We start from the raw sequence: 21319 nt of genomic DNA on the forward strand, positions 1-21319 counted from the left end.
TTGTCTTTACTTATCGCGAGAGCGGCGCTACCGGCCATTCGGGGAAGCGGGTGAGGACGACTGTCGTTCGTCTTGATCGAATCTTTTGGCTTGATCGCAAACGCCCGGCACCAACGGCATTCGCGGGCCGACACCAAGTCATCATTTTCACCCCATTACCCGCCGGAGAAGATCGCATTTCACATGAGAACCCAGGCCTGGTGCCGGCGCACGTCAAGCTCGCCGGCGCGGCCCGTAAGGCGTTGATTGCGGCGTTCATAGCTGATAACGCAACCCATCACCTGCGCTCTGCGCGACGGATGCTCAAGCTGCGCGACGAACATGGCTGCGCCCGCCTGCACCCAGCCCTGCCGGCGACGGGGCCGTTGGGGCGTGGGCCTGAACAGTTCGGCAGCGATGCTCCCGTCGCCTGACCGGCGATAGTAAAACCTTTAATCTTCCAACATCTCCCACGCGCCGGGAGTCATTACCAATCCGGTCTGCGACCCAGCACTGCGGACGTCGAAAGTGTCTGGAATGCTCGGCGCCTGGACGCCGCGAAAGCGAGCGCGGCGTAGCCGGGCGAAGCGGGTCGCCTAGTCAAGACTAGTCTCCCCACGCCGAGCGCAGGATCGCGGTGACGGCGGCCATCCGCGCCGAACGCACGACGGCGGTCAGCGGCCGCAACGCGTCGCTGGCGATGCGCGTCTCGGAAGAGGATTGCGTTCCGAACGGCTCCGGGCCGGCGACGGCGGGCGCGGCGAAACGCTCCGGCGAGTCCGGTGACCGGCTGAGCCCGGCGCTGACCGCGATGATCGCGTCGACGTGCGCGGCGTTCTCCAGCACCCGCAGCGCCCGGGTCGGCGCATGGTCGGGAACGCGGTGCTGCCGTGTGGATTCCAGTAGCTGCTCGACGAGTCCCCGCGGATCGTCGATGTCGGCCGCCGCCGATCCCAGCCCGATGGCCCCGAGCGCGTCCGCCGCCGACCGCACGGCCGAGCGCAGGGTGTATTCGGCATCGCCGAGCTCGTGGTGGTCGAGCACCGGCGCTCCCGGCAGCGAGTACACCGTCCAGGACAGCGCGCAGGCCTCGGGGAAGTCCGCCGGCTCGTCGTCGTAGGAAAACTCGGGCACCAGCCCCACGGCGGCGGCGGGATCGTAGGGGTTGGCGATGATGATCGCCTCGCCCGCGGCCAGGGCGTCACGCTCGAACTGCGTCCCCGGGGTGAGCCCGCGCACATCGCCGGGCACCGGCAAAAGCACGTTGATCGTCCCGCGCAACGGGTCGGGCCCGCCCGGTGCGGGCGTCGACCGGCCAACCGCGGCGCGCAGCGTCTGCAGCAGCGTCACCGTCCCGGCGTCGTGCACGTCGGGCCACGGCAGCCCGGTGTGCCCGGCGGCGACCGCATCATACGCGGTGACCGATTGCTTTGGCGCCCATACCGATAACGCGTCCAGGACGTCGTCGGGCGCGGCCTTGCCCGCGAGCCAGGCGTTGGCCCACAGGGACAGCGAGACACTGGGACACCACACGATTCCGCAGTGTAGTTGTTTTGCCCGGCAAAGGCGGATCACGCGTATTCTGGCCGCATGCACGCCCCGGTGCTTTGGCTAATATTCGCGCTGGTGCTTGCCGGTGCCGAGGCGCTCACCGGCCATATGTTTTTGGTGATGCTCGGCGGCGGGGCGCTGGCCGCGGCGATCACCAGCTGGCTGACGGACTGGCCCGGCTGGGCGGACGGGACGGTGTTCCTGATCGTCTCGATCCTGCTGCTGGCGCTCGTGCGCCCCGCGCTGCGGCGGCAGCTGATGCCCGCGCACGTGCCGCAGCTGGGCATCGAGGCGCTCGAGGGCAAGAACGCGCTGGTGCTCGAGCGGATCTCGCGCGACAAGGGCCAGGTAAAGCTGGACGGCGAGGTGTGGACGGCGCGTCCGCTCAACGAAGGGGATATCTACGAACCGGGGGAGTCGGTGACCGTCTTACAGATCGACGGCGCCACGGCGGTGGTCTTCAAGAGCGGCCCATAACGGCCGCGAGAAGCGCTGTGAGAGAGAGGAACTCGGGTGCAAGGTGCTGTAGCTGGTTTGGTGTTGTTGGCTGTCCTGGTGATATTCGCCATTGTGGTGGTGGCCAAGTCGGTCGCCCTGATACCGCAGGCGGAGGCCGCGGTGATCGAGCGGCTGGGTCGATACAGCCGCACGGTCAGCGGTCAACTGACGCTGCTGGTGCCGTTCATCGACCGGGTCCGCGCCCGGGTGGACCTGCGCGAGCGGGTGGTGTCGTTCCCGCCGCAGCCGGTGATCACCGAGGACAACCTGACCCTCAACATCGACACGGTGGTCTACTTCCAGGTCACCGTCCCGCAGGCGGCGGTCTACGAGATCAGCAACTACATCGTCGGCGTGGAGCAGCTCACCACCACCACGCTGCGCAACGTGGTGGGCGGCATGACGCTGGAGCAGACGCTGACCTCCCGCGACATGATCAACGGCCAGTTGCGCGGGGTGCTCGACGAGGCGACTAACCGGTGGGGCCTGCGGGTCGCCCGGGTCGAGTTGCGCAGCATCGACCCGCCGCCGTCCATCCAGGCCTCGATGGAAAAGCAGATGAAGGCCGACCGGGAGAAGCGGGCGATGATCTTGACCGCCGAAGGGAATCGGCAGGCCGCGATCACCCAGGCCGAGGGCGCCAAGCAGGCGCAGATCCTGGCCGCGGAGGGAGCCAAGCAGGCCGCGATCCTGGCCGCCGAGGCCGACCGGCAGTCCCGCATGCTGCGCGCCCAGGGTGAGCGCGCCGCGGCCTACCTGCGGGCGCAGGGGCAGGCGAAGGCCATCGAGAAGACGTTCGCGGCGATCAAGGCCGGCCGTCCGACGCCGGAGATGCTCGCCTACCAGTACCTGCAGACGCTGCCGGAGATGGCGCGCGGCGACGCGAACAAGGTGTGGGTGGTGCCGAGCGACTTCAATGCGGCGCTGCAGGGGTTCACCAGAATGCTGGGAACCCCGGGTCAGGACGGGGTGTTCCGGTTTGAGCCCTCGCCGGTCGATGACGCACCCCAACACGCCGCCGAGTCCGACGACGCCGACATCGCCGACTGGTTCTCCACCGAGACCGATCCCGCGATCGCCCAGGCGGTGGCCAAGGCCGAGGCGAGCGCCCGCCAGCCGGTGGATGGCACGCTGCCGGGGACGCCGCCGCAATTGGCCCAATAGGATTGCCGCATGAGCCTTTTCACTTCGCCGAAGACCTATGTGGCGCTCGGCGCCTTCCACGCCGTGGACGCGGTGCTATGCGGTGTCCAGATCGCCCCGATCAAGAAGGTCCTCGACGACGTGGGTCTGCCGGAGAACGTTCGGCCCGTGCTGCCGGTGGTGAAGGCCGCCGCCGCCGTGGGCCTGTTGTCGGTCACCCGCTTCCCGGCCCTGGCGCGGGTGACGACGGCGATGCTGACGGTCTATTTCGTCCTGGCGCTCGGCGTGCACATCCGGGTGCGTGACAAGGTCGTCAACGCGCTTCCGGCGGCGATGTTTCTGGCCACGTTCGCCGTGATGACGGCGAAGGGGCCCGACCGCGGCTAGTCCAGGCGCAGCTCGACCATGGGTAGCGGGGTCTCGGTCTCGGTGATCGGAACGCCGAGGGTGTCCTCGAGCACCGGCCTCATCTGATCCCACGCTGCGCGATGACGGCCCACGTAGGCGGCCAGCGCGCGGTCCGCCTCGCCCTGGGTCAGTACGCGCGCGGTGGCGCGCCGGGGCGCGTGGCTGCCGGCGAAGACCCGCACGCGCGGGTCGGCCTCGATGTTGCGGAACCACTGCGCCTTTCGGCCGAAGCCGGACGCGACGACGTAGGTGTCCGCCGAGGGATGACCGACGACCTCGAGCACCACGTAGCGCGGTGTGCCGGACTTGCGGCCGGTGTGCTCGAGCATCAGCAGCCGGGACCCGAACACCGCGCCCGCGCGGGCCTGGTAGATCCAGATCGGCGCACGCATGAGTCGCCGCGACCTGAGCAGCCGTCCGCCGAGCCCGGGCAAAAAAGACGCGCCCGTCACGCGTGCGGCGCGGGCGGCAATGGCGGCGCGGGCGACACACCCGCGCCGGACGTCGGTGTTGGCGGTGCCGTATAAATGCACCCGCCCCCGCCCACCGACTGCGACGAGAGCGGTGGCGGGTAGGGCGGCGGCGGAAGCTGGACCCGGACCGTCCAGACCAGCCCGGTGATTGCGAAGGCGGCGAGCGCGCCGAGCACCAGGCCGATCAGCCCGGCGACGGTGGCGACGCCGGCCGGGAAGCGGCGGGTTCCGATGTTGTCCGAGGTCATGCGGCTCTCCACGGTCGTCGGATGTGGGTAATCGAGACGCTACTGGCGCGACGGCGGCCGCCGCCACGATTTGACGGATCGCGGCGGCGGCAGGCCGGTCGACTAATGCGGAGGCGCGGGCGACGGCGGCGGGCCGGGCGGCGGTGCCGGCGGGCCGGGCGGCGGCTCGAACCCGAAAACTCCCGGGCCGCCCATCGGCGGAGGGGGCGGTCCGTGATGGAACCCCATCATCGGCGGGGGCGGCGGCCCCGGCGGGAGCGGCGGCCCGGGCGGACCCACGCTCACGATCCAGGCGAAGGCGATCGCCGCGATGGTGCCGCCCGCGCCGATCAGCGCGCCGGCCAATCCGGCGCCGACCACCACCCCGGTGGAGTGGCGGCGGGGCTCGCGTGGTTGATAGGTGGCCGGCGGCGGCGCGGGTGGATCGGTGTCGATGTCGTCGTTCGTGGTCATGTCGCCGAACGTAGGAGCCGGAGCTGAAGCGGAGCTGAAGAAGCGGGCTTCAGGTTGGCTTCAAGAACCGGCGCGACAATGGGAGGCATGACGGACTGCCCGCGGGCCACCGCCGACCGCTTCAGCGTCGGCGCGCCCCGGGTTCTGGTGGTCGAAGACTCCGAGACGATCCGCGAAATGGTCAGCGAGGCGCTCACCGACGTCGGCTATCACACCGTCGGCCGCCGCGACGGCGACGGTCTGGAGGAGGTACTGGACGGGCTGCGGCCGGACCTTGTGCTGCTCGACGTCATGCTGCCGGGTCGCGACGGCTTCGACCTCATCGACGTGGTCCGCGACTGGGGCGACGTGGGAATCGTCCTGATCACGGCGCGCGACGGCCTGCCGGATCGGCTGCGGGGTCTGGACGGCGGCGCCGACGACTACGTGATCAAACCGTTCGAGCTGGCCGAACTCGTGTCGCGTGTCGGCGCGGTGTTGCGCCGGCGCGGACGGCTGCCGCACGTCGTCCAGGTGGGCGACCTGATGCTCGACGCCGACGCCGGCGTGGCCGCGCGCGGCGGTCGTCGCCTCGATCTGACCGCGACCGAGCTCCGGCTGCTGATCTTCCTCGTCGAGCAGCGCGGCCGCATCGTCAGCGCCGGCCAGATTCTGAACGCGGTGTGGGGGTACGACGCCTACGACCCGAACCTGGTCCAGGTGCATGTCAGTGGCCTGCGGCGCAAGCTCGAGGCCCACGGGCCGCGCATACTGCACACCGTGCGCGGCATCGGCTACCGGCTGCAGCCCCAGCGGTGATGACGGCCGGATCGACTCGAACCCCCTCCCTGCAGCGCCGGGTGACGCTGGTGGTGGTGGCCCTGCTCGCCATGCTGCTCGTGGTGCTCGGTGTCACCGTCGATGTCAGCCTGGGCGTTCTCACCCGCAGAAATCTGCACGATCGGCTGCTCGCCGCGGCGTCGCGCGCCGAGGCGCTGGCCGCCACGCACACCTCGCCCGATCTGCTGGCCGCCGAGCTCAACGGCGGCGGCGTGCGCGCGCTGCTGGTCACGGCCGACGGCGCAACGTACGGCGATCGCGGCATCAGTCCCGACACCGTCGCCGGACCGATGGCCCCGCCACCCTTTCCACCCCCGCCGCCCTTTCCACCCCCGCCGCCGTGGGCGCCGCCCCGCCGATGGCGCCCGGCCCGAATTTCCCGCCCCCCGGGGTGCCGCCCTGGCCCCCGCCCCCACCCCCTCCGGACGCCACCGCGACGGCCATGGTGCGTCCGCTGCCCGATGGCGCCCGGGTCATCCTGGTCGCCGACACCACGCAAACCACGCAGGTGACCCACCAGCTGCGGATGCTGATGATCGGGGCGGGCGTCTTGACCCTGCTGGCCGCCGCGGTGTTGTTGGTCGCGGTCAGCCGGGTGGCGTTGCGCCCGCTGGACCGGCTGACCGCGCTCGCCAACGACACCAGGACGGGGGATCGCGGCCGGCGCCTGCGCCCGGACCGCGCCGATACCGAATTAGGCAGGGCGGCAACCGCTTTCGACGGGATGCTGGACGCGTTGGAGAGTTCCGAACGCCGGGCGCGGCGGGCCGCCGACGCCGCCCAGCGCGCCGAGACGGCAACCCGGCGCTTCCTGGTCGATGCCGCCCACGAGCTGCGCACCCCGATCGCGGGGATTCAGGTCGCCGCCGAGCAGCTCGCCAACAGCGCCTCCCAGCACGAGGCCGGCGACGCCGCCGACGGGCAGTATCGCCGGGCCAGCCTGTTGCTGTCCGACGCGCGCCGCGCCGGGCGGCTGGTCAACGACATGCTCGACCTGAGCCGCATCGACGCCGGGCTGCCGTTGGACACCCACGACGTCGACCTCGCCGCGATCGCCGACGCCGAAGCCGACCGGGCCGCGATGCTGGCGCCGCAACTCACCGTCAGTCGCACGGGCGCGGCCAAGGCGACTGTCAACGCCGACCCGACCCGGCTCGCGCAGATCCTGTCCAATCTGCTCGACAACGCCCGCCGCCACACCCCGCCCCGAGGTGCCATCACGGTCGACGTCCACCTGCGCGACGACGCCGCCGAGGTGACGGTCACCGACACCGGCCCGGGCATTCCCGAGGACGAGCGGGAGCGCGTCTTCGAACGCCTGGTGCGCCTGGACGCGGGGCGGGCCCGCGATCACGGCGGTGCCGGGCTGGGCCTGCCGATCGCCCGGGCCCTGGCGCGTGCCCACGGCGGTGAGCTGGTGTGTCTGCCCCATGATGGCGGCGCCGAATTCCTGCTCACCCTGCCGGTTTCGGCGGCGGTTAGCCGCAACCGGTGAGCGGTGACCGCCCCGGGAGGCGGCCACCGCTCCGTACGGCTGGCCCAGGTCAGAATCCCGGCGGCGGTGGGCGCAACGGGTCGCCAGGCCCCGGGGGCGGCGGGCCACCCGGCCCACCCGGCCCACCCGGTCCAAGGGGTCCACCCGGTCCGGGTGGCCCGCCGAACGGTCCCCCCGGCGGGTGCGGCGGCCCCGGCTGGCCCGGGGGCGGTGGTGGCGGCGGATCCGCGCTCGCCACCGCGACACCGAAGCCGGTCGCGGCCGCCCCAAGGGCGCCGGCGAGCAACGAACCAGCGATGAGTTGTTTGATCTTCACTCGGCCCATCTCTCCTCTCTGTCGGCGGCGCACCACCGCGGGGAGGCCCCGCGGATCGCCGCGATCCGCGACAGTAGGAACTCAGCCTGAAGTCAGCCTGAAGAAGCGGGCCGACACGTCATCCGGACGCGGTCGCCGCGGTCACCGCGGTCAGACCCCACTTCGCCAGCCAGGGCTGGACGAGCTCGGCGATCGAGAACTTCGCGGGGACAGCACATCCGGGCTTGGGGGTGGAGGGGTCACCCCCGCGGATAAGGATGCCGACGGCGCGGACGGTGCCGTCGCCTTGGTCGAGGTAGACCGGGCCGCCGGAGTCGCCGCACTGGCCGGGGGCCTGGAACACCACCTTGCTGTCGGTGATTTCCGTGATCGGTCCGCACGTGGCCTTGCCGGTACCCATGCCGAACTTGCAGAGTTCCTGGCCGGGCTCCAGGCCCGTCGCGACGCCGGAGACCGGCAAGGCGGCCCCGATCGCCGGATTCTGGGGCACGTTGTCCCCGTTGAGCACGATGAGGCCGATGTCGTGCTGTTCGTCGTGGACGCCCTCGCTGACGGTCTGGCTGAACGTGCCCAGCGTCGCGTAGGGCAGGGTCCCGCCCAAGTTCATCGTCACGTTGCTGGCCTCGCCGGGGCGGTTGCAGTGGCCGGCGGTGAGAACGCCGGGCTGACCGGTGCTGGTGCGCACCAAAAAACCGGCGGTGCAGCCCATCCCGCCCGACCCGTCGGCGTACTGGACGTAAATGCCCGTACCGGGGCCGACGGCACTCGAGGCGGGGAGATCGATCGGCGACAACAGCGGCGGTGGGCCGGGGTCGTGGGCGGGGCCGGTGCCCTTGGGCAGGATATAGACGGCCGCGAAGAAGGCGGCGACGCAACACAGCGACGCGATCACCAACAACGCGGAATGCATCCTGGAACGTTGTGGCGGCGAGTACGAGACGTGGGGTCCGGCCAACACCCCCCCTTTGGCTGCGCGATGCCGGTAAGTGCTGCGAGCCCCAGCTTGCCAGCTTTCGGGCCGCCAATCGTGGGGTTTCGTCAGATCTTTCCGGCGAACCGATCAGCTGACGGTGGCCGGCTCCGGGGAAGGTTCGTCGCCGAGGGAACTGTGCGCGCGGCGATGGTGCCGGCGGTAGTGACGGATCTCGATGACCAGGCCCGTCAAGCCCAGCGTCGCGGTGCACAGCGACACCAGATACAGCAGCGAGCTCGGGTGCCCGGCGAGCGCGTCGCCGAGGATCACGACGGCCGCGGTGCCGGGAAGCAGGCCGCCCAGGGTGGCCAGCGTGTAGGGCAGCAGGCGGACCGTCGAGGCGCCGGCGGCGTAATTGATCGCCGAGAACGGCACGGCGGGAATCAGCCGCAACGACAAGATGGCCAGCCAGCCCCGTTGCCGCAACCGCGCGTCCACCGTGTCGATCGATCGGTGGCGAACCAGGCGGTTCAGCCGCCAGCCGGCGGCGCGCACCAGCAGCAACGCGATCACCGCGCTCGCGGTGCTGGCGATCACCGCGATCGCCACACCCATCAGCGGGCCGAACAGCAGCCCGGCGGCCAGGGTGAACGCGGTGCGGGGAACCGGCACCACGGTGACCACGACGTGCGCGGCCAGGAACGCCAACGGGAACCAGGGGCCGACCGACTCCGCCCAGTCGCGCATCTGCACGGGTGTGGGCAGGGGCAGCCACGACGCGGCCATGATCAGCAGTGTGATACCGACCACTGTGGCGATCGCCCGGGGCCGCGACAGTTGACGCGCGGCCGCACCCAGCGCGCCGGCGAGGTCGCGCAGGGTCCGGTTGATTCTGCAGGTGGCGGAAGCCGTCACGCCTGTAAAGGTTACGGGCCGCAGATGAATAACTCGTATCCCGAGGCTGGCGTTTCATCGCCGTGGGGCCGATCGTCGTGCCGCGCGGTTTTTTGCCGACAGGCCCGATCAATTAGCCTCATTAGTAAGTCGCAGGCCCCATTTGCTGGCAAAAAGGGAGCAATCGGTGTCCATTGATGTACCCGAGCTCGCCGAACTAGAACAGGTTCGCGGGCGTTGGCGCAGTGCGGTCGCCGGCGTGCTGTCGAAGAGCACCCGGAAGGACCCCGAGGAGCTCGGGGACCAGCCCGAGCGGCTGCTGGAAACCCCGACCTATGACGGCATCGCCATCCGGGCGCTGTACACGGCGCTGGACGAGCTGCCCGAACCGCCACTGCCGGGTGAGTGGCCCTATGTGCGGGGCGCCGACGCGCTGCGCGATGTGCGGACGGGCTGGAGGGTGGCCGAGGCGTTCCCGGCCGACCGCGTCGCCGGGGTGACCGCCAACGACGTCAACTCCGCGGTGCTCGAGGCGCTTGGCAACGGGGCCAGCGCGCTGGTGCTGCGCGTGGGGGAGTCCGGCGTGACGGTCGACCAGCTCGAGCACGCCCTGGAGGGTGTGCACCTGAGCATGGTGCCGGTGATGGTCGACGCGGGCGCGGACTACTCCGCCGCCGCCGACGTCATGTTGGCGATGGCGACCCGGGTGGAGGCCGACCGGCGCGAGCTGCTTTCGATCGACCTGGGCGGCGACCCGCTCACCGCGGCGCTGAGCGACCGTCCCGCGCCCTCGCTCGACGAGGTCGTTGCGGTCGCGCAGCGCGCGGCCGATGAGCGCGGCGTGCGGGCGATCACCGTCGACGGCCCGGCCTTTCACAACCTCGGCGCCAGCGCGACGTGGGAGCTGGCCGGCACCGTCGCCGCCGGGGTGGCCTATCTGCGGCGGCTCACCGAGTCGGGCATGTCGGTCGGCGACGCGCTACGGCAGATCAGTTTCCGGCTGGCCGCCGACGACGACCAATTCGGGACGCTGGCCAAGATGCGGGCCGTGCGTCACCTGTGGGCACGGGTCGCCGAGGTCGTCGGCGACCCGGACGGCGGTGCCCTCACCGTGCACGCGGAAACGTCGCTGCCGATGATGACCCAGCGCGACCCGTGGGTGAACATGCTGCGTTGCACTCTCGCCGCCTTCGGCGCCGGCGTCGGCGGCGCCGACACCGTGCTGGTGTTGCCCTTCGACGTGGCGATCCCGGGCGGCTTCCCCGGCACCGCGAGAAGCTTCGCGCGCCGGATCGCCCGCAACACCCAGCTGCTGCTGCTCGAGGAGTCACACGTAGGCCGGGTGTTGGATCCGGCCGGCGGGTCGTGGTTCGTCGAGGACCTCACCGCGCGGCTCGCGGAGCGGGCCTGGGAGCACTTCCAGGCCATCGAGGCGCGCGGCGGGTTCGTCGAGGCGCACGGCTACCTCGCCGACCAGATCGCCGAAGTCGCCGCCCGGCGCGCCGACGACATCGCGCACCGTCGCACCGCCGTCACCGGTGTCAACGAATTCCCCAACCTCACCGAACCCGTGCTGCCGCAACAGGACTCATCGGCTTCCCCCCTGGCCGCCGGCAACCTGCGGCGCTATGCCGCCGCGTTCGAGGCGCTGCGCGATCGCTCCGATGCCTTCCTGGCCCGCACCGGGGCACGCCCGCAGGCGCTGTTGCTCCCGTTGGGCCCGCTGGCCGAGCACAACATCCGGGCCACCTTCGCCGCCAACCTGTTGGCGTCGGGCGGCATCGAAGCCGTCAACCCGGGAACGGTCGACGCCGCCGCCGTCGCCGAGGCAGTCGCCGAAGCCGGGTCGCCGGCCGTCGCGGTCATCTGCGGCACCGACAAGCGCTACCAGGACGAGGCCGCGGCGATCGTCGAGGCGGCCCGAGCCGCCGGTGTGTCGCGGGTCTGCCTGGCCGGGCCGGAAAAGGCCGTGGGCGATGCCGAGCACCGGCCCGACGAATTTCTGACCGCCAAAATCGATGCGGTCGAAGCCCTTTCGAACCTGCTCACTCGACTGGGAGCGTAATCGCGATGACCACAACCGCACCCGTGATCGGTAACTTCGCCGACGTCCCGCTGGGCGGCGACCGGCCGGTGTCGCCACCCAGCCAAGCCGCCGTCGAAAAGCACGTCGCCGCCGCGGCGGCCGCGCACTGGTACACGCCGGATCAGCTCGAGTGGCAGACCCCGGAAGACATCACCGTCAAGCCCGTGTACATCGGCGCCGACCGGGCCGCCGCGGTGGCCGACGGTTACCCGCTGAACACCTTCCCCGGCGAGCCGCCCTTCCTGCGCGGCCCGTACCCCACCATGTACGTCAACCAGCCGTGGACCATCCGGCAGTACGCGGGGTTCTCCACCGCGGCGGAGTCGAACGCGTTCTATCGCCGCAACCTCGCGGCCGGCCAGAAGGGCCTGTCGGTGGCCTTCGACCTGGCCACCCACCGCGGCTACGACTCCGACCATCCCCGCGTCCAGGGCGACGTCGGAATGGCCGGCGTGGCAATCGATTCCATTCTGGACATGCGGCAGCTGTTCGACGGAATCGACCTGTCCACCGTAAGCGTGTCGATGACCATGAACGGCGCCGTGCTGCCGATCCTGGCGCTCTACGTGGTGGCCGCCGAGGAGCAGGGCGTGCCGCCGGAGAAGCTGGCGGGCACCATCCAGAACGACATCCTCAAAGAGTTCATGGTGCGCAACACCTACATCTATCCGCCCAAGCCGTCGATGCGCATCATCTCCGACATCTTCGGCTACACCAGCGCGAAGATGCCGAAGTTCAACTCCATCTCGATCTCCGGCTATCACATTCAAGAGGCCGGTGCCACAGCGGATTTGGAGCTGGCGTACACGCTGGCCGACGGGGTCGACTACATCAAGGCGGGCCTGGACGCCGACCTGGACATCGACAAGTTCGCGCCGCGGCTGTCGTTCTTCTGGGGGATCGGGATGAACTTCTTCATGGAGGTCGCCAAGCTGCGGGCCGGCCGGCTGCTGTGGAGCGAGCTGGTCGCCCAGTTCAACCCGAAGAACACGAAATCGCTTTCGCTGCGCACGCATTCGCAGACCTCCGGTTGGTCGCTGACCGCGCAGGACGCCTTCAACAACGTCGCGCGCACCTGCATCGAGGCGATGGCCGCGACCCAGGGGCACACCCAGTCGCTGCACACCAACGCCCTCGACGAGGCGCTGGCGCTGCCCACCGACTTCTCCGCGCGCATCGCGCGCAACACCCAGCTGCTGCTGCAGCAGGAGTCGGGCACCACGCGGCCCATCGATCCCTGGGGCGGCTCGTATTACGTGGAGTGGCTGACCCATCAGCTCGCGCAGCGGGCCCGCGCTCACATCGCCGAGGTCGCCGAGCACGGCGGCATGGCGCAGGCCATCAGCGAGGGCATCCCCAAGCTGCGCATCGAGGAGGCGGCCGCGCGCACCCAGGCCCGCATCGACTCGGGGATCCAGCCGGTGATCGGCGTCAACAAGTACCAGGTCGAAGAGGACCAAGAGGTCGAGGTGCTCAAGGTCGAGAACAGCCGGGTGCGCGCCGAACAGCTGGCCAAGCTGAAGGAGCTGCGGGCCGGCCGCGACCAGCCGGCGGTCGAGGCCGCCCTGGCCGAGCTGTCCCGGGCCGCCGCGGCGCACGGCCGCGCCGGGGAGGACGGGCTGGGTAATAATCTGCTGGCGCTGGCGATCAACGCCGCCCGGGCCAAGGCGACGGTCGGGGAGATCTCCGACGCGCTGGAAAAGGTATACGGCCGGCACCAGGCGGAGATCCGCACCATCGCCGGCGTCTACCGCGACGAAGCCGGAAAGGCCCCGAACATCGCAACCGCCACGGAACTAGTCGAGAAGTTCGCCGAGGCCGACGGCCGCCGGCCCAGGATTCTGGTGGCCAAGATGGGCCAGGACGGTCACGACCGCGGACAGAAGGTGATCGCGACGGCGTTCGCCGACCTCGGGTTCGACGTCGACGTCGGCTCGCTGTTCTCCACGCCCGAGGAGGTGGCCCGGCAGGCCGCCGACAACGACGTGCACGTGGTGGGCGTTTCGTCGCTGGCCGCCGGCCACCTGACGCTGGTGCCGGCGTTGCGGGAAGCGCTCGCCGAGGTGGGACGGCCCGACATCATGATCGTGGTCGGCGGGGTGATCCCGCCCGGTGACTTCGACGAGCTCTACGAAGCCGGGGCCGCCGCCATCTTCCCACCCGGGACGGTGATCGCCGACGCCGCGATCGGCTTGCTGCACAAGCTCGCCGAGCAGCTGGGTTACACAATCGACTAGATGGCCGGCCGCAAGAGCGACTCCGTCGACGCGCTGGCCGCCGCCCTTCGCGGTGGCGACCGCGCGGCGCTGGCTCGGGCCATCACCCTGCTGGAGTCCACCCGCGCCGACCATCACGAGAAGGCGCAGCGGCTGCTGCTCGAGCTGACGTCGGACTCGGGCAACGCGCATCGCGTCGGCATCACCGGGACCCCCGGGGTGGGGAAGTCCACCACCATCGAGGCGCTCGGCATGCATCTGATCGAGGCGGGCCACCGGGTCGCGGTGTTGGCCGTCGACCCGTCGTCGACGCGCAGCGGTGGATCGATTCTCGGCGACAAGACCCGGATGGCCCGCCTCGCGGTGCACCCCGACGCGTACATCCGCCCGTCGCCGACGTCGGGCACCCTGGGCGGCGTGGCAAAGGCCACCCGCGAGACGGTGGTGTTGTTGGAGGCCGCCGGTTTCGACGTGATCATCATCGAGACCGTCGGCGTCGGTCAGTCCGAGGTGACGGTCGCCAACATGGTCGACACGTTCGTCCTGCTGACCCTGGCGCGCAGCGGCGATCAGCTGCAGGGCATCAAAAAGGGTGTTCTGGAGCTCGCCGACATCGTGGTGGTGAACAAAGCCGACGGCGAGCACCTCGCGGATGCGCGGGTGGCCGCCCGCGAACTGTCCTCGGCGATCAGATTGATTCATCCGCGTGAAACACTCTGGCGGCCTCCGGTTCTCACGATGAGCGCGATCGAGGGGACCGGCCTGAAGAACTTGTGGGAGACCATCGAACGCCATCGTCAGGTGCTGACCGAGGCCGGCGAGTTCGAGGCACGCCGGCGCGCCCAGCTGGTCGACTGGACGTGGCAGATGGTGCGCGACACCGTCTTGGACCGGGTGCTGTCGAACCCGAGCGTCCGCAAGATGCGCGCCGACGTCGAACGCCGGGTCAAGGCCGGGGAGCTGACCCCCGCGCTGGCCGCCGAGCAAATATTGACGGCTGCGTCAGAATAACGGATAGATAAACAATCCGATTTCGCTCCGGGAAGGTGTGAAATCCAAGTAAATTCAAAAATGTGACGGTGGAAACCCGAGTCGATCGCCGCGCGGTCCCTGTCCACGATGACCCTGACGCAGGTCACCGTGTGTCCGGTGCGGCGGACTCACACTTCGGATGCGTCGTTCGCAGCTTCTCGACCATGTTCCCCGCCCGCCGGTTCGGCGGCGGCGCGCTCGCGGTCTATCTCGACGGCCAGCCCGTCGTCGACGTCTGGACCGGGTGGTCCGACCGCGGCGGCCACCGGCCGTGGTCGGCCGACAGCGCGCCGATGGTGTTCTCGGCGACCAAAGGAATGGCCGCCACCGTCATCCACCGGCTCGCCGACCGGGGGCTGATCGACTACGACGCCCCCGTTGCCGAATATTGGCCGGAGTTCGGGGCCAACGGCAAGGCGAACCTCACGGTGCGGGACATGATGAGGCATGCCGCCGGCCTGTCGGGCCTGCGCGGCGCCCGCAGCGAAGACCTGCTGGACCACGTCGTGATGGAAGAGCGGCTGGCCGCGGCGGCGCCGGGGCGGCTGCTGGGCAAGCCGGCGTATCACGCGCTGACCTTCGGCTGGCTGATGTCCGGCCTCGCTCGGGCGGTGACCGGTAAAGGCATGCGCGTGCTGATCCGCGAGGAGCTCGCCGAGCCGCTGGGCACTGACGGGCTGTACCTGGGGCGCCCGCCGGCCGGCGCGCCGACACGGGTCGCCGAGATCATCGCGCCGCAGAACCTCGTCCGGAACCCGCTGCTGAGCTGCGTGACGCGCAAGGTGGCCAACGAGCTGTCCGGGGGATTCCGGTCGATGTACTTCCCGGGCATGGTCGCCGCCGTGCAGGGTGAAATCCCCTTGCTGGATGCGGAGATTCCGGCGGCCAACGGGGTGGCGACGGCCCGCGGCCTGGCCCGGATGTACGGGGCCATCGCCAACGGCGGCGAGGTCGACGGTATCCGGTTCCTGTCCAGGGAGATGGTCGCCGGCCTGACGGGGCGGCGGAGCCTGCGGCCGGACCGGAACTTGTTCGTGCCGTTGGCATTCCACCTGGGCTACCACAGCTTGCCGATCGGCAACGTGATGCCCGGCTTCGGCCATGTCGGGCTCGGTGGGTCGCTCGGCTGGACGGACCCGGCGAGCGGGCTGGCGTTCTCGCTGGTGCACAACAGGCTGCTGACGCCGTTCGTGATGACCGACCACGCGGCGTTCGTCGGCCTGTATGCGCTGATTCGCAAGGCCGCCGAGAAGGCGCGTAGTCGCGGCTTCGAGCCGGTGACCGAATACGGCGCGCCGTTCTTCGAGCCGGGAGCCGTCGCGGGCTAAGTGTATGGGGCAGCGCATGACTGCCCTCGAGTTTCAGAGGTTCCACGGCCAAGGGTCTGGTGCACCGCACCGCAGAACGGCCTGCGTGTGGTCGACGTGCCGCCCCGATGGGTCGAAGGTGACCCGAAGTTTCGAACAACCCGGAATAATGGCCGGTGCCCTGACGCCGGACGTGCTCACGACCGAAAGGTTCGATCAGCGATGAAATTTGTCTCCGCGCCATGACGGAAGCGCTCGGGATCGCGATGGTCAAGAACGAGGCCGATGTCATCGAGGCATTCGTCCGACACAACCTGAGCTTCATGGATGCGGTGGCCATAGTCGACAACGACTCGGTGGACGACACCCGGCAAATCCTCGTACGGCTGCAACGAGAGGGATTACCAATAATCCTGTTCGACGATCCGATAGTGGGTCATTTCCAGGCAGAAATTGTGACCGCGGTGTACCGCAGGGTGGTGCCGAAATTCAGACCGCGCTTTGTGTTCCTATTGGATGCCGACGAATTCATCGTCGCAGCGTCGCGGGAGGCGCTGTATGCCCAGTTGCGCGCGATGCGCCCCGGTACGCAGGCCCAATATCGTTGGCGCACCTACATTCCCGCGCCCACGGGTCCGGAAGGCGACGCCTCGGATCCCCTACGAAGCATCACTCACCGGAGGGCGGAGGAGCGCGCCTGGTGGAAACCGATCATTGTCACCAAGCCCAAGATCGATATGAAATTGCGGATCAAGCAAGGCAACCATGGCGCCACGTATCGCGGTCGGTCGCTCCGCAAGGTCAAGTTGAGGGATGTCACGATAGCCCACTTCCCGGTCCGAAGCGTCGACCAATTCACCAGCAAGATCTTGGTCGGCTGGATCGCCAATCTGGAGCGGAATCGATATCGGCTCGATTTCGCACACGGGATTCACTGGAAGGTTGTGTACGAGCGCATTATTCGCGGACCCGCGTTTTCAGCGGAGGATTTGACTCGCGAGGCGCTCAAATACGCGGACTTCTCCGGAACAGAATTAACGTGGCCAGCCGACGTCATTCGCGACCCCGTCGCGCCGGGTTACCAGGGATTGACCGCGCAATCGGCCATCATCTCCACTCCACTGCAAAAAGTAGTGAGGTCGATCGACAGGATATTCAACCCGGAGGCCGACGTCTCCGGGTTGACGTCCGACATCAAATCGTTGGACACCTCTCGCGGGAGGATTGGGGCGTGGCGGCGCTTGAAGCGGCCGTTCACGACGGGCCGAGGATCGCAAGCAGCGTTGTATGTGGATTTGCCGCCTTTTCGCTATCTCGCAGAGCGCTATTGCCCCGCATCTGTACTGGCGATCGGCCCGGGGTCGGGGGCGTACCTGAAGTATTTCGCTTCTCATGGTGCCAAGCGGATAAGGGGCGTCGACGGCTGTGAGCGGGGACCAACCGACCTGGGAGCCGACGAATACGTTCGGGCCGACCTGGCGGAACCGGTCGACCTGGCGGAAACCTTCGATCTGGTGATGTGCGTGCAGCCACCACGGCATTTACCCGCGGAGTCGGAGACCGCTTTCGTCAGGAACGTCGCGCGGCATGCGGGTGAGCGCATCGTCCTTTGCGGCGCTGCGGGCCGGCCCACAGCGGGCCATTCCAGCGAGAGGCCGATGTCACACTGGCTCGATTTGTTCGTGCCGGCCGGATGGCACCCTTCCCTATTCGATTCGCTGGCGGTTCAATCGCTTTCGACCTTTCCATGGTTTCGTAGCAGCCTCGTGGTGCTCACGCGCGACAGTGCGGACGCCGGGATGGCGCGCGAACGCCTGATGGAGCTCGAGCAGCAACCACCGAAGCGGAAGAAGCAACGGCCGGCTGTGATCGCCCACTCGTTCACCGAGGAGGAGGCTAAATTGTTGGCTCACCGTGATTCTCGGGCCGTGGCCGCCGCCAACGTGTGGTTGCGCGCTCTAATCTCGCGCATGTGGAAATGACGTGACCGTCTGTTGCTCACCGCGGGTCGCGGGACCTGCCCGCCCGGCGTCGGCGGATACGGTCTCGGACTACCCATACTGTCAACGCGCAGTCAGTCACCATGAAATACTTTGCGGGTGAGCCCACTGGCGATTGAGGTTGTTGGCCTCACGAAGACATTTGGGGGGAACACGTCCGCACTGAACGGCGTGAGCTTCTCTGTTCCGGCGGGGACGGTGTGCGGACTGCTCGGCCACAATGGCGCCGGAAAGACCACCACCGTCAACATCCTGTCCACGTTGATCCGACCCACGTCGGGTCGCGCCTTCGTCAGCGGATACGACGTCGTTCGTCAGGCCGGGCAGGTGCGTGCCAGCATCGGGATGGCCGGGCAGTTCACCGGGATGGACCCCCTGCTCACGGGGCGGGAGAACCTGGTGTTGTTCGGCAGGCTGCGCGGCCTGGGCCGTCAGCAGGCGAAGGCTCGTGCCGACGAGCTTCTCGAACAGTTCGACCTCGTCGGGGCCGCCGATCGGCGGGTGTCCACCTATTCCGGTGGCATGCGGCGGCGCGTCGATCTCGCCAGCGCCCTCGTGGTGCTGCCGCGAGTGCTTTTCCTCGATGAGCCGACCACCGGGCTGGACCCACGTAGCCGCCGCGCCATGTGGTCGCTGGTGAGTTCGTTGGCATTGCGGGGCGTCACCGTGCTTCTGACCACGCAGTACCTGGAAGAGGCTGACGTGCTGAGCGACTCGATCGTGGTCATCGACCACGGGCGGGTGATCGCCAGCGGGACGGCCGAGGACCTCAAGCGCAGGGTGGGCGCCAGCTACTGTCAGGTGACACCTGCCAACCCGGCCGACCTGCCGCAGGTCGCGGCGGCGCTGGGCGGGCTCGAGGGGATCGATATCGACGCCGACATGAACTCCGTGTCGGTGCGCGCCCCCGACGGGGTGGCCACACTGGGTGAGGTGTTTCGACGGGTCGACGCAATCGGCATTGAACTCATCGACATCTCGCTGCGCAAACCTTCGCTCGACGAGGCTTTCATGCACCTCACCGAGCGGACTGTCGCCCGACCATGAGCGCTTTAGGGGCCCTCACCGAACGAGCGCTGCTCGCCGCTGCGCGAGACGGCGGCCTGATGTTCGAGATTTTCTCGCCCGTCGGATATCTGGCCGGCTTTTCCCTCGCGCTGCACGGCCTGGTCGACACCGGACACATCAGCTATTCCCAGTACCTGGTCCCCGCGGTCGCCATCCAGGCGGTGGTCTTGGTCGCTATGCTCACCGCGGACCGCGCGGCACGCGACCACCTGCATGGGCTGGGGGAGCGGTTGAAGACGTTGCCGATGGCTGCGGCAGTTCCCGTGAGTGCCCGAATAGTGGCGACCTTGGTCCGAGCCGCGCTCGCCCTGGCGGTGGCCATCGCTGCCGGCTATGCGTTCGGATTCCGGATGACCGGCGGACCGGCCTACGCGTTGGCCTTCGTCGCCATCGCGTTGCTGCTGGGCCTTGCCGTGGCGCTGGGCGCCGACGCGCTGGGTTCGAGTACCAGCAGTCCCCAGGGGACCAGCCACGTACTGTTCGTCCCCCAGCTGTTGCTGTTCATGCTGTCCACCGGGATCGCCCCCGAGAGCACCTTTCCCGAGTGGTTGCGCCCGTACGTACGCAACCAGCCGCTGTCACTGGTCGCCGAAACACTGCGCGGCTTGGGCTCCGGCCACGTCGCGCTCGGAAATTTGGCGGCCAGCCTGGCCTGGTGCGGGGGCATGGTGCTGGTGTTCGGCACCATCACGCTGCGGCTGCAGAGGCGGGCCTAATCGATGCCTCGGCACCGACTACAGGGTTCGCTGCTGACCGAAAGCTGGGTGCAAGCCAGCCGACTCCTCACCGAGTGGCGGCGTGAGCGTGCGGTGCTGGTGGGCTCCCTGGTCGTCCCGGTCTGCCTTCTACTCGTCTATGTCGTGGTGCTGGACGAGCGGGTGCACAAGCTCACCGGCGTCCAGAGCGTTTACGCCCTGGTCCCGGTGTGCTCGATGCTGTCCGGGGTGTTCGGCGCACTCAGCACTTCGCTCGGCATTGGGATGGAGCGCGATTCCGGACTGCTGAGCCGGATGTGGGTGATGCCGGTACACCGGGCAAGCGCGCTCACCGGGCGATTGACAGCCGAGGCGGTGCGCGCTCTGGGCGGAACGGTCTTGATCACCGCCCTCGGAGTCGTGATGGGGCTGCGCTTCACGCACGGCTGGGCCACGGTGCTGGTGTATGTCCTCATTCCCTCGATCACGGTGGTCGGGTTCACGACGCTGGTCATGGCGATCGCCATTCGTACCAGCGGTGTATCCCTCATGACGTGGTTGGCGGCCGGGACCGTCGCGCTGGCGTTCCTCAACCCGGGTACCACGCCGATCATGCTTTACCCTGAGTGGCTTCGGCCGTTCGTTCGCGTGCAACCGATGTCGCCGCCCATTGAGGCAATGTGGGGGCTGGCCCACGGTGGCCCACTATTACGGCCTCTAGCGTTGACTCTTTTATGGGCGCTCGTGTTGTTTGCGGTTTTCATCCCGGTCGCCGTCCGCAGCTACCGGAGCGCTGCCGAGTCGAGCGCCTAGCAGTCGGCCGTGCGATCGGCACCACGAGGGCCAGACCCGACCGCACGGGCGCCGAATAGCCTTGATCCGGCTTCGCGCACCTGAGACGCTCGGATACGAAACGACCGAACGTACCCCAGGAAGAGCGCGCGGCGACCCTCTTTCGTGCTCCAGCGCATCAGGTTGAAGATCCAAAGGTAGACCGGTAGCCGCTTCAGAAACTCTTTATCCTTATTCATGCTGACCCCGCTCATGTCGTTGTACCGGGCGACGACGATGTCCATGTACCGGGCGACGAGTGCGGGGTTGGAGAAGCAGCGGATATTGAAATCCCAGTCGGCGCAGACGGGGTAGCGCAGGTTGTAGGGACCGATGCCGGCGAAGAGCTCACGGCGGTAGAAGATCGACTGATGGCAGATGTTGGTGTCGTACAGCAGGCGGTCGAGATCGAAGGCACCGGCGTGGCGAACAGAGGTTGAGCGCAGCAGCACATCGCCGTATACGAGATCGCTAGGCTCGTGGTCGGCGATGAATGCGGCCACGCGCTTCAGCGTTTCTGCCTCGTACACGGTGTCGTCGGCGCCCAGGAACAGCAACCATGTTCCGTTAGCCATGCTGACGCCACGGTTCATGGCGTCGTAAGTGCCTTGGTCGGGGGCCGAATGAATGAGCATCTGTGGCGACGAATCCGAGGCGAAGCTTTTCGCGATTTCGAGGGTTTCGTCCGTCGAGCCCCCGTCGACCAGGACTAACTCGAAATCGCTGCAGGTCTGTTGAACCACGCTCTCGAGGCAAGCGGGCAGGGTCGCAGCGACATTCAGCGTCGGCACGATGATCGAAAACATTGGTGAGGTCACGGGGACTCACAATCTTCTGCGTGAACGCTCGGTCCTGGTGCTTCGCCGGCGTCTGAACTGGTACAACGCCGGCCAC

General features: G+C 68.6%; 19 protein-coding genes and 2 pseudogenes. 14 read left to right on the forward strand and 7 right to left on the reverse strand.

What is annotated here, in order from left to right:
* Positions 1-102 precede the first annotated feature (102 nt).
* Positions 103-413: pseudogene (locus tag G6N37_RS26115) on the forward strand (IS21 family transposase); the annotation flags it as partial.
* A 172-nt stretch (positions 414-585) separates the two neighbouring features.
* Here the strand turns inward: G6N37_RS26115 and G6N37_RS04650 are convergent.
* A complete protein-coding gene (locus G6N37_RS04650; RefSeq protein WP_163676570.1) occupies positions 586-1512 on the reverse strand; it encodes a hypothetical protein in 927 nt (308 codons plus the stop codon).
* Between the two features lie 57 nt (positions 1513-1569).
* Between G6N37_RS04650 and G6N37_RS04655 the strand changes: the two genes are divergently transcribed.
* From G6N37_RS04655 to G6N37_RS04665, 3 genes are read left to right on the forward strand one after another with little or no spacing between them, the layout of a single operon-like run.
* Positions 1570-2007, forward strand: a complete 438-nt coding sequence (locus G6N37_RS04655) for an NfeD family protein (protein WP_163676574.1) — start codon at positions 1570-1572, stop codon at positions 2005-2007.
* A 36-nt stretch (positions 2008-2043) separates the two neighbouring features.
* Positions 2044-3192: an SPFH domain-containing protein gene (locus G6N37_RS04660; protein ID WP_163676577.1), complete on the forward strand. Its 1149-nt coding sequence runs from the start codon at positions 2044-2046 to the stop codon at positions 3190-3192.
* Positions 3193-3201: 9 nt separating this feature from the next.
* Complete coding sequence (locus tag G6N37_RS04665) at positions 3202-3558, forward strand: DoxX family protein (RefSeq protein ID WP_163676579.1); 357 nt, start codon at positions 3202-3204, stop codon at positions 3556-3558.
* Here the strand turns inward: G6N37_RS04665 and G6N37_RS04670 are convergent.
* The 3 genes from G6N37_RS04670 to G6N37_RS04680 form a co-directional block, all read right to left on the reverse strand.
* On the reverse strand, positions 3555-3971 hold the full coding sequence (locus G6N37_RS04670; RefSeq protein WP_163676582.1) for a nitroreductase family deazaflavin-dependent oxidoreductase: 417 nt from the start codon (positions 3969-3971) through the stop codon (positions 3555-3557). The two genes, G6N37_RS04665 and G6N37_RS04670, sit on opposite strands and share 4 nt — an antisense overlap.
* A 56-nt stretch (positions 3972-4027) precedes the next feature.
* Positions 4028-4300: a hypothetical protein gene (locus G6N37_RS04675; protein WP_163676585.1), complete on the reverse strand. Its 273-nt coding sequence runs from the start codon at positions 4298-4300 to the stop codon at positions 4028-4030.
* 102 nt (positions 4301-4402) lie between these two features.
* Positions 4403-4753 carry a hypothetical protein gene (locus tag G6N37_RS04680; protein ID WP_163676588.1) on the reverse strand — a complete coding sequence of 117 codons (351 nt, stop codon included), beginning with the start codon at positions 4751-4753 and terminating at the stop codon, positions 4403-4405.
* Between the two features lie 78 nt (positions 4754-4831).
* Between G6N37_RS04680 and G6N37_RS04685 the strand changes: the two genes are divergently transcribed.
* Both G6N37_RS04685 and G6N37_RS04690 read left to right on the forward strand, forming a co-directional pair.
* The gene (locus tag G6N37_RS04685; RefSeq protein WP_163676590.1) at positions 4832-5551 is read left to right on the forward strand and encodes a response regulator transcription factor; all 720 of its coding nucleotides are present in this window, start codon (positions 4832-4834) and stop codon (positions 5549-5551) included.
* Positions 5551-7067, forward strand: a pseudogene (locus G6N37_RS04690) (HAMP domain-containing sensor histidine kinase). Before G6N37_RS04685 ends, G6N37_RS04690 begins: the two are co-directional and overlap by 1 nt.
* A 434-nt stretch (positions 7068-7501) precedes the next feature.
* Here G6N37_RS04690 and G6N37_RS04695 read toward each other — a convergent pair.
* Together G6N37_RS04695 and G6N37_RS04700 are read right to left on the reverse strand one after the other, a co-directional pair.
* Positions 7502-8293 carry a S1 family peptidase gene (locus G6N37_RS04695; RefSeq protein WP_232075273.1) on the reverse strand — a complete coding sequence of 264 codons (792 nt, stop codon included), beginning with the start codon at positions 8291-8293 and terminating at the stop codon, positions 7502-7504.
* 150 nt (positions 8294-8443) lie between these two features.
* The gene (locus G6N37_RS04700; protein ID WP_163676593.1) at positions 8444-9211 is read right to left on the reverse strand and encodes a TVP38/TMEM64 family protein; all 768 of its coding nucleotides are present in this window, start codon (positions 9209-9211) and stop codon (positions 8444-8446) included.
* Positions 9212-9377: 166 nt separating this feature from the next.
* Here G6N37_RS04700 and mutA point away from each other — a divergent pair, with 166 nt between their 5' ends.
* The 8 genes from mutA to G6N37_RS04740 all read left to right on the forward strand — a co-directional run bounded on the left by mutA (position 9378) and on the right by G6N37_RS04740 (position 20407).
* Positions 9378-11255 (forward strand): methylmalonyl-CoA mutase small subunit, encoded by a 1878-nt coding sequence (mutA, locus tag G6N37_RS04705; RefSeq protein ID WP_163676596.1) that lies wholly within the window; start codon positions 9378-9380, stop codon positions 11253-11255.
* Between the two features lie 5 nt (positions 11256-11260).
* A complete protein-coding gene (scpA, locus tag G6N37_RS04710) occupies positions 11261-13513 on the forward strand; it encodes a methylmalonyl-CoA mutase (RefSeq protein WP_163676599.1) in 2253 nt (750 codons plus the stop codon).
* Positions 13514-14503 carry a methylmalonyl Co-A mutase-associated GTPase MeaB gene (gene meaB / locus G6N37_RS04715; protein WP_163676603.1) on the forward strand — a complete coding sequence of 330 codons (990 nt, stop codon included), beginning with the start codon at positions 13514-13516 and terminating at the stop codon, positions 14501-14503. It abuts the gene before it with no gap.
* 62 nt (positions 14504-14565) lie between these two features.
* Positions 14566-15852 (forward strand): esterase/beta-lactamase LipL, encoded by a 1287-nt coding sequence (gene lipL, locus G6N37_RS04720; RefSeq protein WP_163676610.1) that lies wholly within the window; start codon positions 14566-14568, stop codon positions 15850-15852.
* Positions 15853-16073: 221 nt separating this feature from the next.
* A complete protein-coding gene (locus G6N37_RS04725; RefSeq protein WP_163676613.1) occupies positions 16074-17813 on the forward strand; it encodes a glycosyltransferase family 2 protein in 1740 nt (579 codons plus the stop codon).
* Positions 17814-17930: 117 nt separating this feature from the next.
* Entirely contained in the window at positions 17931-18878 is a 948-nt protein-coding gene (locus G6N37_RS04730; protein ID WP_163676616.1) for an ATP-binding cassette domain-containing protein, read from the forward strand.
* Positions 18875-19615: an ABC transporter permease gene (locus G6N37_RS04735; RefSeq protein ID WP_163676619.1), complete on the forward strand. Its 741-nt coding sequence runs from the start codon at positions 18875-18877 to the stop codon at positions 19613-19615. The genes G6N37_RS04730 and G6N37_RS04735 overlap by 4 nt, the downstream gene beginning before the upstream one ends.
* A 3-nt stretch (positions 19616-19618) precedes the next feature.
* Positions 19619-20407: an ABC transporter permease gene (locus G6N37_RS04740; RefSeq protein ID WP_163676622.1), complete on the forward strand. Its 789-nt coding sequence runs from the start codon at positions 19619-19621 to the stop codon at positions 20405-20407.
* Here G6N37_RS04740 and G6N37_RS04745 read toward each other — a convergent pair.
* Positions 20404-21231 (reverse strand): glycosyltransferase family 2 protein, encoded by an 828-nt coding sequence (locus tag G6N37_RS04745; protein ID WP_163684602.1) that lies wholly within the window; start codon positions 21229-21231, stop codon positions 20404-20406. The genes G6N37_RS04740 and G6N37_RS04745 overlap by 4 nt on opposite strands.
* Between the last annotated feature and the right edge of the window lie 88 nt (positions 21232-21319).

The sequence above is a fragment of the Mycobacterium seoulense genome (assembly GCF_010731595.1).
Classification (GTDB): Bacteria; Actinomycetota; Actinomycetes; order Mycobacteriales; family Mycobacteriaceae; genus Mycobacterium; species Mycobacterium seoulense.

Bases quoted from the DNA above. Each gene is read 5' to 3' on its own strand.
- G6N37_RS04655 (WP_163676574.1), top strand. From the start codon at position 1,570: ATGCACGCCCCGGTGCTTTGGCTAATATTCGCGCTGGTGCTTGCCGGT.
- G6N37_RS04675 (WP_163676585.1), bottom strand. From the start codon at position 4,300: ATGACCTCGGACAACATCGGAACCCGCCGCTTCCCGGCCGGCGTCGCC.
- G6N37_RS04735 (WP_163676619.1), top strand. From the start codon at position 18,875: ATGAGCGCTTTAGGGGCCCTCACCGAACGAGCGCTGCTCGCCGCTGCG.
- G6N37_RS04695 (WP_232075273.1), bottom strand. From the start codon at position 8,293: ATGCATTCCGCGTTGTTGGTGATCGCGTCGCTGTGTTGCGTCGCCGCC.
- G6N37_RS04685 (WP_163676590.1), top strand. From the start codon at position 4,832: ATGGGAGGCATGACGGACTGCCCGCGGGCCACCGCCGACCGCTTCAGC.
- G6N37_RS04740 (WP_163676622.1), top strand. From the start codon at position 19,619: ATGCCTCGGCACCGACTACAGGGTTCGCTGCTGACCGAAAGCTGGGTG.
- G6N37_RS04670 (WP_163676582.1), bottom strand. From the start codon at position 3,971: ATGCGTGCGCCGATCTGGATCTACCAGGCCCGCGCGGGCGCGGTGTTC.
- G6N37_RS04745 (WP_163684602.1), bottom strand. From the start codon at position 21,231: ATGTTTTCGATCATCGTGCCGACGCTGAATGTCGCTGCGACCCTGCCC.
- G6N37_RS04665 (WP_163676579.1), top strand. From the start codon at position 3,202: ATGAGCCTTTTCACTTCGCCGAAGACCTATGTGGCGCTCGGCGCCTTC.
- G6N37_RS04725 (WP_163676613.1), top strand. From the start codon at position 16,074: ATGACGGAAGCGCTCGGGATCGCGATGGTCAAGAACGAGGCCGATGTC.
- scpA (WP_163676599.1), top strand. From the start codon at position 11,261: ATGACCACAACCGCACCCGTGATCGGTAACTTCGCCGACGTCCCGCTG.
- G6N37_RS04680 (WP_163676588.1), bottom strand. From the start codon at position 4,753: ATGACCACGAACGACGACATCGACACCGATCCACCCGCGCCGCCGCCG.
- meaB (WP_163676603.1), top strand. From the start codon at position 13,514: ATGGCCGGCCGCAAGAGCGACTCCGTCGACGCGCTGGCCGCCGCCCTT.